We start from the raw sequence: 14,339 nt of genomic DNA, 5'->3' as shown, positions 1-14,339 counted from the left end.
GACGCGTCGCATACGGCCGACCGCCGTGCCCTGACACGACGCTGACGCACCACCGGCCCGACCGTCGCCCCGGGCCCCGGACCTCGGACCCCACGAACGTCCGCCACCGGTCGCCCCACCGCCGGACAAGGCCCCTCCCGGCTTGACTCGCGCCCCGAGGGAGCCTGCCGCCGGGGCCGTCTCCCTCCTCACGGCCCGTCGTGGCCGCTCGCGCAGTTCCCCGCGCCCCTGACGGGGCCCGCCCAACGGGTCCGTAAAGACCGCCAGGACGCGCACCGAAGGGGCGCGGGGAACGGCGCGACCAGCCCCGGACACCCCGCAGCAGACAACCCACCCGAGGCGGCAGCCCCGCCAAGGGCGCGAGGAACAGCGCGACCAACCCACCACCCCCGCGGAAAAACACCCCACCGAACCGCCCCAAAGGGGCGCGGGGAACGGCGCGGCCAACCCCGGACACCCCGCAGCAGACAACCCACCCGAGGCAGCAGCCCCGCCAGGGGCGCGGGGAACGGCGCGAGCAACCCCCGCCGGCCCGCAGCGAACAACGCACCCCGGACACCAGCCCCCTCAGGGACGCGAGGAACGGCGCGACCACCCCGGACGGCCCCGCTCCGGGGGCGAAGCGCCCTGGCGAAACGTCCGGCGCGCCCCAGTGGGGGGGAGAAGCGCGCAACACGGGGGGCGCCCAAAGCACCCCGACCCGTCACCTGCGCGGTGACGGGCCGGGAAAGGCACGGGAGGAGCACCCCGTCGGCATCCACCCGGACGGGTGAGCGACCGCGCGGGGCACCGGTTCACGCGGTGGGTTCGAACCAGGTGGGACCGTCGGCGAGCGCGTGCTTGATCCGGGTGAGGCTGAACTCGTTCAGGTCGGGCAGCCGGTCCAGCGAGAACCAGCCCACCTCCAGCGACTCGTCGTCGTTGACCCGCGCCTCGCCGCCGACGGCCCGGCACCGGAAGGTGACGTCCATGTACTGGCAGACGTCCCCGTTGGGGTAGGACACCGGTTCCAGCGCCTGGACGAGCACCACCCGCTCGGCCACGCACCGCACCGCCGTCTCCTCGTACACCTCGCGCACCGCGCAGGCGGCGGGCTGCTCCCCCGGGTCCGGGATGCCGCCGATCACCGACCACTCGCGGTTGTCGCTGCGGCGGCCCACGAGGACCCGGCCCTCGTCGTCGAACACGATGGCCGTCACACCCGGGAGCCAGAGCAGTTGCTGCCCGGCGGTGGCGCGGAGGGTGGAGATGAATTCAGGAGTAGCCATGGGACCGACGATAGGGCCTCGGGCGGGGGCGACGACCGGAGCCGGACGCCCTCACCCGGCGGTGGCCGCCCGGCGCGCGCGGACCCGCAGGGCGCCCGCCCAGCCGAGCCCACCGGCCGCGACCAGCACCAGCAGCGCCTCGGGCAGCACGCCCAGCCGGGTGGCCGGGGTCTGCCCGGTGCGCAGCGGCACTTCGGCCACCAGCGAGTCGGGGGTGAACATCCCGGTGCGGTCCACGACCCGGCCGTCCGGCAGGATCACCGCGCTGACCCCGCTGGTGACGGGGACCGCGACGGTGCGGCTGTGCTCGACGGCGCGCACCCGGGACATGGCGAGCTGCTGGTAGGTCATCTCGCTGCGGCCGAAGGTGGCGTTGTTGCTGGGCACCGACAGCAGGGTGGCCCCCTCGCGGACGGTGTCCCGCACCGCCCAGTCGAACGCGGCCTCGTAACAGGTGACCAGGCCCACCCGGGCGCCCGCCATGGCGAAGACGCCCGGCTCGGAGCCCCGGCTGAAGTCCTTGCGGACCATCCCGGCGTCGCTGCTGACGGCGGTGACGATCGACCGCAGCGGCAGGTACTCGCCGAACGGCTGGATCTGGCGCTTGTCGTAGGTGTCGACGGGGCCCTTCTCGGGGTCCCACAGGATCTGCTCGTTCAGCAGCCTGCCGTCCTCGGTGGTGACCACCCCGCCGACCGAGACCGGGGCCCCGATCGCGGCGACGGCCCGTTCGATGACGGCACGGGCGTCGGGGTTGCGGAACGGGTCGATGTCGGAGGAGTTCTCCGGCCACAGCACCAGGTCGGGCCGTTCGGCGCGGCCCCGGGCGACCTCCCGGGCGAGCCGCTCGGTCTCCTTGGCGTGGTTGTCGAGGACGGCCCTGCGCTGCGCGTTGAAGTCGAGGCCCAGCCGGGGCACGTTGCCCTGGATCACCGCGATGGTCACCGTGCCGTCCTCGGCGGCGGCGCTGACCAGCGGACGCGCCGCGAGGGCAGCGACCAGCGGCAGCAGCAGCGCCCCGGCGGCGACGGCGGCCGCGCCCCGCCGCACGGCGGTGCCGCGCCGGGCGCCCGCGCCCAGCCGGACCGCCTCGTGCAGACCGAAGCCGCACAGGACGACGGCGAAGCCGAGGACGGGGGTGCCGCCGAGCGCGGCCAGCGGCAGGAACACCCCGTCGGCCTGCCCGAACGCGACCTTGCCCCAGGGGAACCCCTCGAACGGGACCCGGGCCCGGGCGGCCTCCCCGGCGATCCACAGGGCGGCGGCCCACAGCGGCCAGCCGGGCAGCCGGGAGAGCGCGGCGGCGCCCGCGCCCACCAGCGCCACGAACGCGGCCTCGATCGCCACCAGCGCCAGCCACGGTCCGGGGCCCACCTCGACGCCCGTCCACACCAGCAGCGGCAGCAGGAAGCCCAGTCCGAAGAGGTAGCCGAGTCCGAGTCCGGCCTTCCAGGAGCGTCCGCGCACCGCCCACGCGAACCCGGCGAACGCGGCCGGGGCCAGCCACCACAGGACGCGCGGCGGGAAGCTGGCGTAGAGGAGCGCCCCGGAGAGCGCCGCGACGAGGAGCGGAGCGAGCCGCCGCGCCCAGCGGGCCGCCCGGGTGGTGTCGGCGGGCGGCGGGGCGAGCCGTCCCGGCTCGTCTGTCGGAGTGGCGATGACGGTCACTCCAGGAGTCTACGACCAGGCCGGAACCGGGCACCGGGGCGTACGCCTCCCGTCCACGGCGCCCCCGGTGCGGCGGACACCGCACCGGACGGCGATCTCGCGCAACCCGTCCCCGCGCGGGGGCACCAGCGGTTACCGTGAGCCACAGCCCCGTACGGACGGCCGCTTCCCACGGCCTCGGGGGCATGTCACGACGTCGGGGGGACGGCGGATGGGGACGTGGAGCGGTACGGGGGCCCCGGGGCACGCCCCCGCCGACGGCCGGTCCGGAGCGGGCGCGCCGGAGCCGTCGGCCTGCGCGGAGGGCCGCACCGCCGCCGATCCGGTCGGGGTGGTGCTGCTGGCGGTCTGCTCGGGCTGGGCGCTGGTGACGGCGGCGGTGAACGGCGGCCGCCCGGAGGGGGTGCTCCTGGCGGCGCTCGCGGTGGCGGCGTCCTACGCGTTCGGGCGGATCTACGGGGCCCTGGTCCCGGTCGGCGCGCTCGCCACCGCCGCCCTGACCGGTCTGGTCCTCGCCTTCCTGCTGCCGCACGTGCGGACCGCGCCGGAGGGCTCCTCCCCGCTGGGGCAGGGGGGCGCGACGGCCGCGCTGCTGGTGCTGGCGGCGGGCGCGGCGTGCTGTACGGCGTGGGTGGCCCGGCGCCGGGCGGCGCGCCGGGCGGCGTGGACGCTGGCCCTGCTGGTCACGGTCGCGGCGGGGGTCCTCGGTTCGACGGCGGGGCTGACGCTCTGCGCGGGGGTGGTGCTGTGTTCGGCCGCCGCCGGGCCGCGACGGCGGGCGCTCGCCCTGGGGGTGCTGGGCGCGGGGGCGGCGGCGACCGCCGGGGCGGCCTGGGCGATCGCGGAGGGGGCGCTCCCGGACGGGCTGCTGGCGCTGCTGGAGGCCCCGCTGACCTCCTACCGCCTGCTGCTGTGGCGGGACGCGCTGGAGCTGGCGCGGGAGCACCCGGTGCTCGGGGTGGGTCCGGACCGCTTCGGCGAGCTGAGTCCGACGGTGGCGGAGTCCCTCGTCCCGGACGGCCGTCCGCACTCGGCGCTGCTCCAGCAGGCGGCCGAGCAGGGGCTGGTGGGGGTGGGGCTGCTGGCGCTGGCGTTCGGCTGGGTGCTCTACACCCTGCTGCGCTCGCCCCGGCCGACGGCGGTGGCGGTGACGGCGGGGGCGGCGCTGACCGCCGTGGCGGCGCTGGCGACGGTGGGCGACGCGCTGAGCTTCACCGCGGTGACGGTGGGCGCGGGACTGCTCGCGGGACTGGCCACCGCCCGGCCGCTGACGCCGGTACCCGGCTGAACCCGGACGCGGCGGCCGGTCGGACGGCCGGCGCGGTCAGTCCGCCGAGCCCCCGCGAACCGGCCCAGCGCGGCGACGCTCCCGTCCGCCACGGCGGCGAACGGCGTGGGCGCCCGTGGGGAGGCCGGCGGGCCCGGTAGGACGGCGGTGGGTGCCGTGGGGCCCGTCGGGGAGGCCGCCAGACGGCGGTGGGTCATGGCGCCGGGCCGGAGGGCGGCGGTCAGACGGCGGTGGGCGCCGTGGGGCCCGTCGGGGGGCGCAGCCGGTCGCGGATGACCCGGACGGCGGCCTCGGCGTCGTCGACGGTGACGGTGAACTTGCGGCCGTCCCCGAGGCTGAGGACGACGCCCTCACCGCGCCGGACGATCACGGCGGTGCCGATCTCGGGCCGCCAGCGGTAGCCCCAGCCGCCCCACTGCCGGGGAGTGACGGCGGGCGCGAAGTCCGCGCCGACGACCTGGGCGAGCGGGATGCGGCGGCGGGGCAGCCCCATGTGACCGCAGCGCACCTCCAGGGCGTCCTGGTCGACCCGGACCGCCACATGGACGAAGGCCAGGGTGCCGAAGAGCACCAGCAGTCCGGCGGCGATGCAGCCGACGACCGACATCACCAGGGCGAGGACGCCGTTGTCCCACTCGGAGACGACGGCCAGCTCGATCCCCAGCGCGACGCAGGCGGCGCCCGCGAGCGCGAGCAGCCATTGGACGCGGTTGCTCGCCCGTCCGGTCCAGATCGCGACGGGGGCCTCGGTGGGGCCCCGGTCGCCGTGCGCGTGGTCCCTCATGCTGTCGAGCGTACCGACGAACACGCCGTGCGGCGCGGGCGTACGGAGCGTGACGGCGGAAGGTCCGCGAGGGCTACCGGGCCTGTCCCACGGCGGCCAGCAGCCGTCCCTCGGGGTAGGTCAGGGCCCGCTCGGCGAGGGCGGCGGGCCGTCCGCCGTGCAGGACTGTGACGGATCCGACAGGGGCGGCGGCGGGGTCCGGGGCGACCCCGATCCGGCGCAGCGCCTGGGCGGCGACGGCGCCCGCCGAGCCGTGCAGGATCAGGGCGGGCGGGTCCTGGGGGCCGGTGGCGGCGGGCCCGCGCAGGGCGGCCCGGACCCGTTCGGCGACCAGTTCGTAGTGGGTGCAGCCGAGGACGACGGCCCGTACGCCCACCGGGGTGAGGGCGGCGGCCGCGGCGACGGCGCGGTCGACGGCGTCCCCGTCGGCGTGCTCGATGGCGTCCGCGAGACCGGGGCAGGGCACCTCGGTGACGTCCGCGCCGGAGGCGAACTCGGTGATGAGTCCGCGCTGGTAGGCGCTGCCGGTGGTGGCGGGGGTGGCCCAGATGGCGAAGGGGCCGCCACCCGCGGCGGCGGGCTTGATCGCGGGCACGGTGCCGATGACGGGCAGCGCCGGTTCGAGCCGGGCACGCAGCGCGGGCAGGGCGTGCACGGAGGCGGTGTTGCAGGCGACGATCAGCGCGTCGGCGCCCCGCTCGGCGGCGGCCCCGGCGACGGCGAGGGCCCGTCGGGTGAGGTCCTCGGGGGTACGGGGGCCCCAGGGCATGCCGTCGGGGTCCGAGGAGAGCACGAGGTCGGCGTCGGGGCGCAGTCTCCGTACCGCCGCGGCGGCGGCGAGCAGTCCGATTCCGGAGTCCATGAGCGCGATCTTCACCCGGTCACCATAGACGATGAGCGGGTTCGGGCCCGGGGCCGTGCGGCAGACTGCGCGGGGTGAACGCGATGGTCTGGTGTGCCGCGGCGTCCGCCGCCGCCTGGGTGTGGCTCCTGCTCGGCCGGGACTCCTTCTGGCGGACCGACGTGCGGCTGCCGCCGGGCGGGCCGCCGGGGCGGTGGCCGTCGGTGACGGCGGTGGTCCCGGCCCGTGACGAGGCCGCCTCGCTGCCGCTGACCCTCCCCTCGCTGCTGACGCAGGACTATCCGGGCCGGTTCGAGGTCGTCGTGGTGGACGACGGCAGCACCGACGGCACCGGGGAGCTGGCCCGGGAGCTGGGCGAGCGGTACGGGGGCGCCCCGCTGACCGTGACCTCGCCGGGCGGGCCGCCGGGAGGCTGGACGGGCAAGCTGTGGGCGGTCCGGCACGGGATGGAGCTGGCCCGCCGGGACGGGGCGCCGCGCTACCTCCTGCTCACCGACGCCGACATCGCGCACCGGCCGGACAGTCTGCGCGCGCTGGTCGCGGGGGCGGAGGCGGGCGGGTACGACCTGGTGTCGCTGATGGCGCGGCTGCGGGTGGCGAGCGGCTGGGAGCGGCTGGTGGTCCCGGCGTTCGTGTACTTCTTCGCCCAGCTGTACCCGTTCCGCCGGGTGCGCCGGACGGGGACGCGGACCGCCGCCGCGGCGGGCGGCTGCGCGCTGTTGCGGACGGAGGCGGCGGACCGGGCGGGGGTGCCGGAGTCGATCCGGCACGCGGTGATCGACGACGTGTCGCTGGCCCGGGCGGTGAAGTCCTCGGGCGGCCGGATCTGGCTGGGGCTGGCGGACCGGGTGGAGAGCGTGCGGCCCTACCCCCGGCTGGCGGACCTCTGGCGGATGGTGGCGCGCAGCGCGTACTGCCAGCTGCGGTACTCCCCGGCGCTGCTGGCGGGCACGGTGGCGGGGCTGGCCCTGGTGTACCTGGTGCCGCCGGTGGCCCTGGTGACGGGGGTGCTGGCGGGGACGCCGTCGGGGACGGCGCTCGTCCTGCTCGGCGGGTGCGCGTGGGCGCTGATGACGGTGACGTACGCGCCGGTGCTGCGCCACTACCGGCTGCCGCTCGGGCTCGCTCCGGCGCTGCCGTTCAGCGCGCTGTTGTACGCGCTGATGACGGTGGACTCGGGGGTGCGGCACCACCGGGGGCGCGGGGCGGCCTGGAAGGGACGGACGTACGCGCGGCCCGCGCGCCAGGAGCGGTGAGGGGGAACGAGGAGGAGGCGGGGCGAGGACAGGAGGGGAAGAGGGAGAAGAGGGGAAGGCGAACGGGAACGGGAGGGGAACGGGTCGGAGAGCGGGGGGAGAAGCGGAGGCGCTCTCCGGGACGAACTGGATGATCGTCGGCCAACCACCAGCAACCGCCCCGCGATCGACGGCCTTTACATGATCCCTACGTCACCGCACGAGCGATTTTGTCGAGTTTTCCCGAGTTCGATGGGATTGACGGTCTCAGGGACTCCGTCCGGCACGGAAAACAACCCTCTTATCGGTCTCCCCAACCAGCACATCGTGGGCTTAACTTAGGTGCCATGACCTCCCCCCGCTCCACCTATGGCGGCGGTTACTACCCCGCGCCGTCCTTCCGGGACACTCCGATCTACGACTCCCTGGTCGCAGAGCGGGGCACACCTCAGATCGCCCCGATCCGGGTCCCCGCCGCGTACGACACCGGCAGTCATCTGCCCGCGCTGCCGTCCGCGCTCCCGGCGCTGCCCGCGGCGCCCTCGCCCCAGCCGTACCCGCCGCAGTACGGGTACGCGCCCGCCCCGCAGCCCGCGCCGCTCCAGCAGGCCGTGCCGTACCTCCCGCAGCAGGCGGTCGGCGGGCCGCGCGGCTATCCCGGCGCCCAGCCCCAGCCGCCGCGGCCCGCGCCGCCCACCGGCTACGAGGCGATGCGTCCGGCGGCCCCGCGACCGGCCCCCTACGACGATCCGCAGCAGCGCCAGTACCGGGGTTACTGAGGGGGCGCCGACCGGAGCGGGACGCGGGCCGACTCGCCGCCGTCGCTGTCAGTACCGCCTGGCAGGATGGGTTCATGGCGAATTCCGTGCTCGTGTCCCTCCATGTCTTCCCGGTGAAGGCCGTCCAGGGCGACGCGCCCGACGAGGCGACGGTCGAACCGTGGGGTCTGTCGGGTGACCGGCGCTGGATGCTCGTCGACGAGTCGGCCAAGGCCGTCACCCAACGGCAGCGGCCCCGGCTGGCGCTGGTCCACGCCGCGCCACGGCCGGGGGGCGGGCTGCTGCTCTCCGCGCCCGGCCGCGCCCCCCTGACCGTCGCCGTCCCCGACCCCGGGCCGCGCCTCCCGGTCCAGGTCTGGGGGGACACCGTGGCGGCCGCTCCCGCCGACCCCTCGGCGGACGCCTGGCTCAGCGACTTCCTCGACGTCCCGGTCCGGCTGGTGCACATGCCGGACCCGGCCGTCAGCCGTCCCGTCGACCCCGCGTTCGCGCACACGGGCGAGACGGTCTCCTTCGCCGACGGCTACCCCCTGCTGGTCACCAGCCTCGGCTCCCTCGACGCCCTCAACGACCTCATCGCGCACGGCGACCACGCCGACGAGGGCCCCCTGCCGATGAACCGCTTCCGACCCAACCTGGTCGTGAGCGGCACCGAGCCGTGGGCGGAGGACGACTGGTCGCGGATAGCCGTCGGCGAGGTCACCTTCCGGGTCGCCAAGAAGTGCGGGCGCTGCGCGGTCACCACCACCGACCAGCGCACGGCCGTGCGCGGCAAGGAACCCCTGCGCACCCTGGCCCGGCACCGCAGGATCGACGGACAGCTGGTCTTCGGCCAGAACCTCGTCCCCGAACGCACCGGCGTCCTGCGGGTGGGCGACCCCGTCACCGTCCTGGAGTGAACACCCCCCGGGCGGACCGCCGTCCACCCGGTGGCGTCCGACCGGCGCGGGCCCCTGACCGGCCCTTCGCTCTGGTCAACTCGGTTGCCCCGCACACGCTACGGTGGAGCGGCCGAGGTCTTCGGCAGCATCGCGACACCCGCGTATTCGACGAGGTGGGGACAGAACAGCGCCATGGCACAGGGCACGGTCCAGGTGACGCACACGGGCACATCGCGGTGGCGGCGCCGCACGGGTGAGTACGGCTCCCTCGCCGCGGCCCTGGAGGCCGCGGGGGACGGCGACGTGCTCACCGTCGCCCCCGGGACCTACCGGGAGAACCTGGTGATCGAACGGGCGGTGACGCTCCGGGGGCCCGAGGGAGCGGCCGGTTCGGTGCGCATCGCGCCCGTCGACGGGGTGCCGCTGACCCTCCGGGCACCCGCCACCGTCCATGGACTGGTGCTGGAGGGCCAGGACTCGGCCGCGCCCGCGCTGCTCGTCGAGGAGTCGGTGCCGGAGGTGACCGAGGTGCGGATCGTGACCCGGTCGGCGGTGGGCATCGAAGTACGGGGCGACGCCCGGCCGATGGTCCGCCGTTGCACCGTCGACAACCCGGCGGGCGTCGGGATAGCCGTCCTGGACGGCGGGGGCGGGGTCTTCGAGGAGTGCGAGGTCCTCGCCGCCGGACAGTCCGGGATCGCGGTGCGCGGCGGTGGCCGCCCCCGGCTGGAGCGGTGCCGGGTGCACCACTCCTCCGGCCCGGGGCTGTCGGTCACCGGCGAGGGCTCGACCCTGGAGGCCGTGAGCTGCGAGGTGTACGAGGTCAAGGGCTCCGGGGTGCAGATCACCGCGCGGGGCACCGCCCACCTCACCGACTGCGACGTCCACCGGACCACCGCCGACGGGATCACCCTCGACACCGACGCGGTGCTGACCCTCGCCGACTGCCGCATCCACGACGTCCCCGAGAACGCGGTGGACCTGCGGTCCCGGTCGGTGCTGACGCTGACCCGCTCCACCATCAACCGCTTCGGCCGCAACGGGCTGTCGGTGTGGGACCCGGGCACCCGCGTCGACGCCAACCAGTGCGAGATCCACGACAGCACCGGCGACTACCCGGCGGTGTGGGTCAGCGACGGGGCGGCGGTCGTCCTCGACGCCTGCCGGGTGCGGGACGTGCCGGACGCGCTGTTCGTGCTCGACCGGGGCTCGCGGGCGGACGTGGTGGACACCGACCTCACCCAGGTCCGCAACACGGCGGTGTCGGTCAGCGACGGGGCGACGGCCCAGCTCGACGACTGCCGCATCCGGGAGGCCGCCACCGGTGCCTGGTTCCGCGACCACGGCAGCGGCGGCACCCTCGCCAACTGCACGGTGGACGCGGTGCAGACCGGGGTCATCATCACCAAGGGCGCCGACCCGGTGGTCGAACGCTGCACCGTCACCTCGCCCGCCGAGGCCGGGTTCTACGTGTCCGCGGGCGGCCGGGGCACCCTCACCGGCTGCAAGGTCACCGACAGCGGCGGCTACGGCTTCCATGTGATAGACGGCTGCCGCACCACCCTGCGCCGCTGCCGCAGCGAGCGCTGCGCGCGCGGCGGCTTCGAGTTCGCCGAGGACGGTCCCGTGGTCGAGGACTGCGCCAGCGACGAGAGCGCGGGGCTGCGCGCCGTGACGGCGCCCACCGCGCCCCCGCCGCCCGCGCTCACCGCCCCGGTCCCGCAGCCGGTCGGAGTGCTGACCGGCGTGCCCGCGCCCCGCGCGGCCATATCCGGGGCGTCGACGGTTCCCGACCCCCCCGCCGGGCCCACGCGGCCCGCCGAGGAGGTGCTCGGGGAACTCGACGCCCTGGTGGGCCTGGACGGCGTCAAACGCGAGGTGCGGGCCCTCACCGACATGATCGAGGTCGGACGGCGGCGCCAGCGGGCCGGGCTGAAGGCCGCGTCCGCCCGGCGGCACCTGGTCTTCACCGGCTCCCCCGGCACCGGCAAGACCACCGTCGCCCGGCTCTACGGCGAGATCCTCGCCTCGCTGGGCGTGCTGGAGAAGGGCCACCTGGTGGAGGTGTCCCGGGTCGACCTGGTCGGCGAGCACATCGGTTCGACGGCCATCCGCACCCAGGAGGCGTTCGACCGGGCGCGCGGCGGGGTGCTGTTCATCGACGAGGCGTACGCGCTCTCCCCCGAGGACTCCGGCCGCGACTTCGGCCGCGAGGCGATCGACACCCTGGTCAAGCTGATGGAGGACCACCGGGACGAGGTGGTCGTCATCGTCGCTGGCTACACCGTCGAGATGGAGCGGTTCCTCACCGTCAACCCGGGTGTGGCGTCCCGGTTCTCACGGACCATCACCTTCCACGACTACCTGCCGGACGAGCTGCTGAGCATCGTGGAACAGCAGGCCGAGGAGCACGAGTACCGGCTGGGCGAGGGGACCGCGAAGTCCCTGCACCAGTACTTCACCGACCTCCCCAAGGGCCCCGCCTTCGGCAACGGCCGCACCGCCCGGCAGACGTTCGAGGCGATGGTGGAGCGGCACGCGGGGCGCGTCGCCCAGATCACCGAGCCCAGCACCGACGACCTCACCCTGCTGTACCCGGCGGACCTGCCGGACCTCCCCGGACCCTCGTGACCGGGGCCGGGGGCCGGACCAAAGGCGCCGGACGGCCGTGCCCCCGGTGCGGCCCCCGGCCCCGGGTTCAGCCGCCGGGCGCCCCGGCCCCGGCCCCCTCCGCTCCCGTCCCGGCCGCCCCGTCCGTTCGCTCCGCTCCCCCCGGATCGCCCGCCCCGTCCGGGCCGTCTGCCCCCGCGCTCCGGGGTTCGGGCACACCGGACGGCGAACGGCCCAGCAGACGCGCGCGTTCCTCCGCGAAGGCCGGGTCCGCCTGGTAGTCGGAGTGGCCGAGGATCGGCGCGGGCAGCGGATGGCAGGGGGTGCGGCCGTAGGCGAGGGGGTCCCTGAGCGGCGGACGGTCCACCCCGGCGTCGCCGTCGACCAGGACCGGGCCGCCGATCGGATCGGTCTCCCGGTAGAGGTTGCGCCAGCGGCCGGTCTCACGGTGCAGGGCGGCGAGGGCCTCCGGGCCGAAGCAGGACGGGAACCACCGTCCGTAGAGCCGCTCCAGCGGGGACCCGTAGGTGAGCAGCGAGACGCGCTCCCGGGTGGCGGGGGCGAGCTGCCAGACGGCCGCCGCGGCGAGGACGCTGCCCTGCGAGTGGCCGGAGAGGACCAGACGGCCCGGGTTGCGCCGGGTCCAGGTGTGCACCCGCCAGGTGAGGTCCGGCACGGCGCGCTCCGCGTAGCAGGGCGGGGCGAACGGGTGCGCCGCGCGCGGCCAGAACGTGCCCACGTCCCACAGGATGCCGACGGTGCGGCGGACCCGGGGATCGCGGTAGGCGCGCCGGGCGCTGAGGACCAGCAGCAGGAACCCGGCTCCGGCCAGCCACGATCCGGTGGCCTGCGCCAGGCCCACCAGGTCCGCGACCGGGCCGGGGGCGTCCGCGGCGGCCCGGACCGGGACCCCGCCGCTCGTCCAGGCGCCCAGCAGGGCGCCCCCGCCGAAGACCAGGGAGGCCACGGCGAACGTGCCCACGAGGACCGGTGCGCGGTCGGTGAGGCCCGCCCAGGCGCGGGCCCGGGCGATGGCCCTGGCGCGCGCGCCGTCCTCGGGGGTGGGCGGCCGGTCGTCCTCCGGCCCGGCGCCCGGGGTGGCGGCGGCCGGGCCGGGCGGACGTTCGTCCGGGTAGTCCGCGCGGACGTCGGCCTCCTCGACCCGGGTCCGGCGCACGGCGGTCACGGCGAGCCAGGCCAGCACCAGGGCGACCAGGAACAGCAGCGGCGGCAGCGCGGTCGCCTGCCAGCCGAGCAGCACCGGCGGACCGGCGAACGGCCCCCCGGCGTCCGGGGCGACGGCTCCGTCCAGCCAGTCGGCGGCGCGCTGGGCGCCGCCGCCGGTGAGGACCCCCGCGAGGGAGCAGGCGAGGACGGTGACGGCCGGTCCGCCGAGGCCGCGCAGCACGGTCCGGGAGCGGGGGGCGGACCGGTGGAGGGTGTGGGCGGTCACCGCGAGGGCGAGGACCAGCGCCCACTGGACCAGGGTGAGGGCGCCGAAGACCAGATCGCCGGGGAGGCGTCCGGTGGAGCGCCAGCCGGGCCGGGACCAGCTCGCGTACCCGGCCGCCAGGACGAGCAGTCCGAGTGCCAGCGGTGGCAGGAACCGCACCCGGGGGCCGTCGAGGCCGCGGTCCAGCAGCCGTTCACTGCGGCCCCGTCGGCAGACCACGGCGGTGGTGAGCGTCAGGGCGGCGGCGATCAGCGCGAGGAGGGCGGTGCCGAGGACGGCCAGCGGGAGCGGTCCGCCGTCGCGGTGGTCGAACCCGGCGGCCGGGACGGCGACGGCGGCGGCCACGGTGAGCAGGGCGGCGGCGGTGTGGGCGGCCCGCAGCCGGGCCACCAGCCGGCGCCCGTACCAGAAGCCGGGCCGGGCCAGCGGGGTCCGGGCGGTACGGCGGCGCGGGGCGCCCGGAGCCTCCCCGGCCGCCGGGGACTTGGGAGGTGCCGGGGACACCGGGGTCCCGTGGAGCGCCGGGGCCACAGGCGACGCAGGGGCCTCGGGGGACGCCAGTGCCTCGGGGGCCTCGGGGGACGCGGGGGCCCGGGAAGACGCCGGGTTCGCCGAAGAGGCCGGAGCGGCGGGAGCGGTCGGGGCGGCGGGCGGCACCGGTTCGGCGGGGAGGACGTCCGGCGGCTCCTGCGACTCGTAGGCCCGCCAGGTGCGGTGCGAGAGGTACCAGAGCAGCACGGCGAGGGCGGCGGGCACCAGGGCGGCGAGCGCCAGTCGACGGCCCGGCTGGGTCCACCAGCCGCCCGGGGAGGCCCCGGGGGAGGCGAACGCCAGCCAGGACCGCCGGTCGGCGCAGGCGCCGAGGCCCGCGCACTGCCAGGCGATCAGGTCGAGGACCACCTCGCAGACGGCGGCGGTGAGCAGCACGGTGAGGCTGAGCGCGGCCAGCCGCACGCACAGCGCGTAGCCACGGGCGGCGCGGCTCCGGCCGTCGCCGGGCGGACGCATCCAGTGGGCCAGGTTGACCACCATGAACGGCAGCAGGAGCAGCCACAGGGCGCGTCCGGCACCGCCGGAGGTCAGATTGGACCAGACGTACGCCTCCTGGATCCGGCGGCCGGACGGACCGGGCCGGATCTCCGCGTCCAGGTCGTCCGCGCGGCGGTGCACCGCGGCGGTGTCGTCGCCGGTCACCCGGACGGTGCGCGGGTCGTTCAGCAACTGGCGGGCGCTGGCGCCGCCGACTCCGTGCACCAGGAGCTCCAGCGCGGTGCCGGGCGGTCCGGACACGTGTCCGTCCGGACAGCGGGACGCTTGACGGGCATGCTTCATGACGCTTCCCCCGAGGCGTGTGTCGTTCCTTCGTGTGTGGAGTCCAAGAATCGCGCGGGCCGGGCCGCCGTACACCCGTCCCGCCGGAATCTCCCCGATTGGGGGGACCTGTGGCGGGACGGTGCGGGCCGGGTGGCGCGGGGGCGCACCACCCGCCGCGCCGGGCGGCACCGCGTGCG

10 protein-coding genes are annotated in these 14,339 nt (G+C 76.5%); 5 read left to right on the top strand and 5 right to left on the bottom strand.

Going from position 1 to position 14,339, the window contains the following annotated elements; all coding sequences use genetic code 11:
* Positions 1 to 794: 794 nt before the first annotated feature.
* The gene (locus ACVWNX_RS31055; RefSeq protein ID WP_454411512.1) at positions 795 to 1,268 is read right to left on the bottom strand and encodes an NUDIX hydrolase; all 474 of its coding nucleotides are present in this window, start codon (positions 1,266 to 1,268) and stop codon (positions 795 to 797) included.
* A 51-nt stretch (positions 1,269 to 1,319) separates the two neighbouring features.
* On the bottom strand, positions 1,320 to 2,936 hold the full coding sequence (gene lnt / locus ACVWNX_RS31050; RefSeq protein WP_454411511.1) for an apolipoprotein N-acyltransferase: 1,617 nt from the start codon (positions 2,934 to 2,936) through the stop codon (positions 1,320 to 1,322).
* A gap of 211 nt (positions 2,937 to 3,147) precedes the next feature.
* On the opposite strand from lnt, the gene ACVWNX_RS31045 reads away from it, so the two are divergent.
* The gene (locus ACVWNX_RS31045; RefSeq protein ID WP_454411510.1) at positions 3,148 to 4,224 is read left to right on the top strand and encodes an O-antigen ligase family protein; all 1,077 of its coding nucleotides are present in this window, start codon (positions 3,148 to 3,150) and stop codon (positions 4,222 to 4,224) included.
* 220 nt (positions 4,225 to 4,444) lie between these two features.
* Here the strand turns inward: ACVWNX_RS31045 and ACVWNX_RS31040 are convergent, their stop codons facing one another.
* A complete protein-coding gene (locus ACVWNX_RS31040; protein ID WP_454411509.1) occupies positions 4,445 to 5,008 on the bottom strand; it encodes a hypothetical protein in 564 nt (187 codons plus the stop codon).
* 73 nt (positions 5,009 to 5,081) lie between these two features.
* On the bottom strand, positions 5,082 to 5,885 hold the full coding sequence (locus tag ACVWNX_RS31035) for a glutamate racemase (protein WP_454411508.1): 804 nt from the start codon (positions 5,883 to 5,885) through the stop codon (positions 5,082 to 5,084).
* A 68-nt stretch (positions 5,886 to 5,953) separates the two neighbouring features.
* Here ACVWNX_RS31035 and ACVWNX_RS31030 point away from each other — a divergent pair, with 68 nt between their 5' ends.
* The 4 genes from ACVWNX_RS31030 to ACVWNX_RS31015 all read left to right on the top strand — a co-directional run bounded on the left by ACVWNX_RS31030 (position 5,954) and on the right by ACVWNX_RS31015 (position 11,396).
* Positions 5,954 to 7,126, top strand: a complete 1,173-nt coding sequence (locus ACVWNX_RS31030; protein ID WP_454415006.1) for a glycosyltransferase — start codon at positions 5,954 to 5,956, stop codon at positions 7,124 to 7,126.
* Between the two features lie 326 nt (positions 7,127 to 7,452).
* The gene (locus tag ACVWNX_RS31025) at positions 7,453 to 7,884 is read left to right on the top strand and encodes a DUF6643 family protein (RefSeq protein WP_454411507.1); all 432 of its coding nucleotides are present in this window, start codon (positions 7,453 to 7,455) and stop codon (positions 7,882 to 7,884) included.
* A 74-nt stretch (positions 7,885 to 7,958) separates the two neighbouring features.
* Positions 7,959 to 8,783, top strand: coding sequence for an MOSC domain-containing protein (locus ACVWNX_RS31020; protein ID WP_454411506.1), 825 nt, complete (start codon positions 7,959 to 7,961; stop codon positions 8,781 to 8,783).
* 174 nt (positions 8,784 to 8,957) lie between these two features.
* Positions 8,958 to 11,396: a right-handed parallel beta-helix repeat-containing protein gene (locus ACVWNX_RS31015; protein WP_454411505.1), complete on the top strand. Its 2,439-nt coding sequence runs from the start codon at positions 8,958 to 8,960 to the stop codon at positions 11,394 to 11,396.
* 67 nt (positions 11,397 to 11,463) lie between these two features.
* Here ACVWNX_RS31015 and ACVWNX_RS31010 read toward each other — a convergent pair whose 3' ends face one another.
* Positions 11,464 to 14,160, bottom strand: coding sequence for a hypothetical protein (locus ACVWNX_RS31010; RefSeq protein ID WP_454411504.1), 2,697 nt, complete (start codon positions 14,158 to 14,160; stop codon positions 11,464 to 11,466).
* Positions 14,161 to 14,339 lie beyond the last annotated feature (179 nt).

This window comes from Streptomyces sp. JNUCC 64 (assembly GCF_054484115.1).
The sequence above is the reverse complement of the archived record's forward strand: the minus strand, read 5'-3'. Positions and strand labels throughout refer to the sequence as shown.

Coding starts and splice junctions, on each gene's coding strand:
- ACVWNX_RS31020 (WP_454411506.1), top strand. CDS start 7,959: ATGGCGAATTCCGTGCTCGTGTCCCTCCATGTCTTCCCGGTGAAGGCC.
- ACVWNX_RS31030 (WP_454415006.1), top strand. CDS start 5,954: ATGGTCTGGTGTGCCGCGGCGTCCGCCGCCGCCTGGGTGTGGCTCCTG.
- ACVWNX_RS31010 (WP_454411504.1), bottom strand. CDS start 14,160: ATGAAGCATGCCCGTCAAGCGTCCCGCTGTCCGGACGGACACGTGTCC.
- ACVWNX_RS31045 (WP_454411510.1), top strand. CDS start 3,148: ATGGGGACGTGGAGCGGTACGGGGGCCCCGGGGCACGCCCCCGCCGAC.
- ACVWNX_RS31055 (WP_454411512.1), bottom strand. CDS start 1,268: ATGGCTACTCCTGAATTCATCTCCACCCTCCGCGCCACCGCCGGGCAG.
- ACVWNX_RS31015 (WP_454411505.1), top strand. CDS start 8,958: ATGGCACAGGGCACGGTCCAGGTGACGCACACGGGCACATCGCGGTGG.
- ACVWNX_RS31040 (WP_454411509.1), bottom strand. CDS start 5,008: ATGAGGGACCACGCGCACGGCGACCGGGGCCCCACCGAGGCCCCCGTC.
- ACVWNX_RS31025 (WP_454411507.1), top strand. CDS start 7,453: ATGACCTCCCCCCGCTCCACCTATGGCGGCGGTTACTACCCCGCGCCG.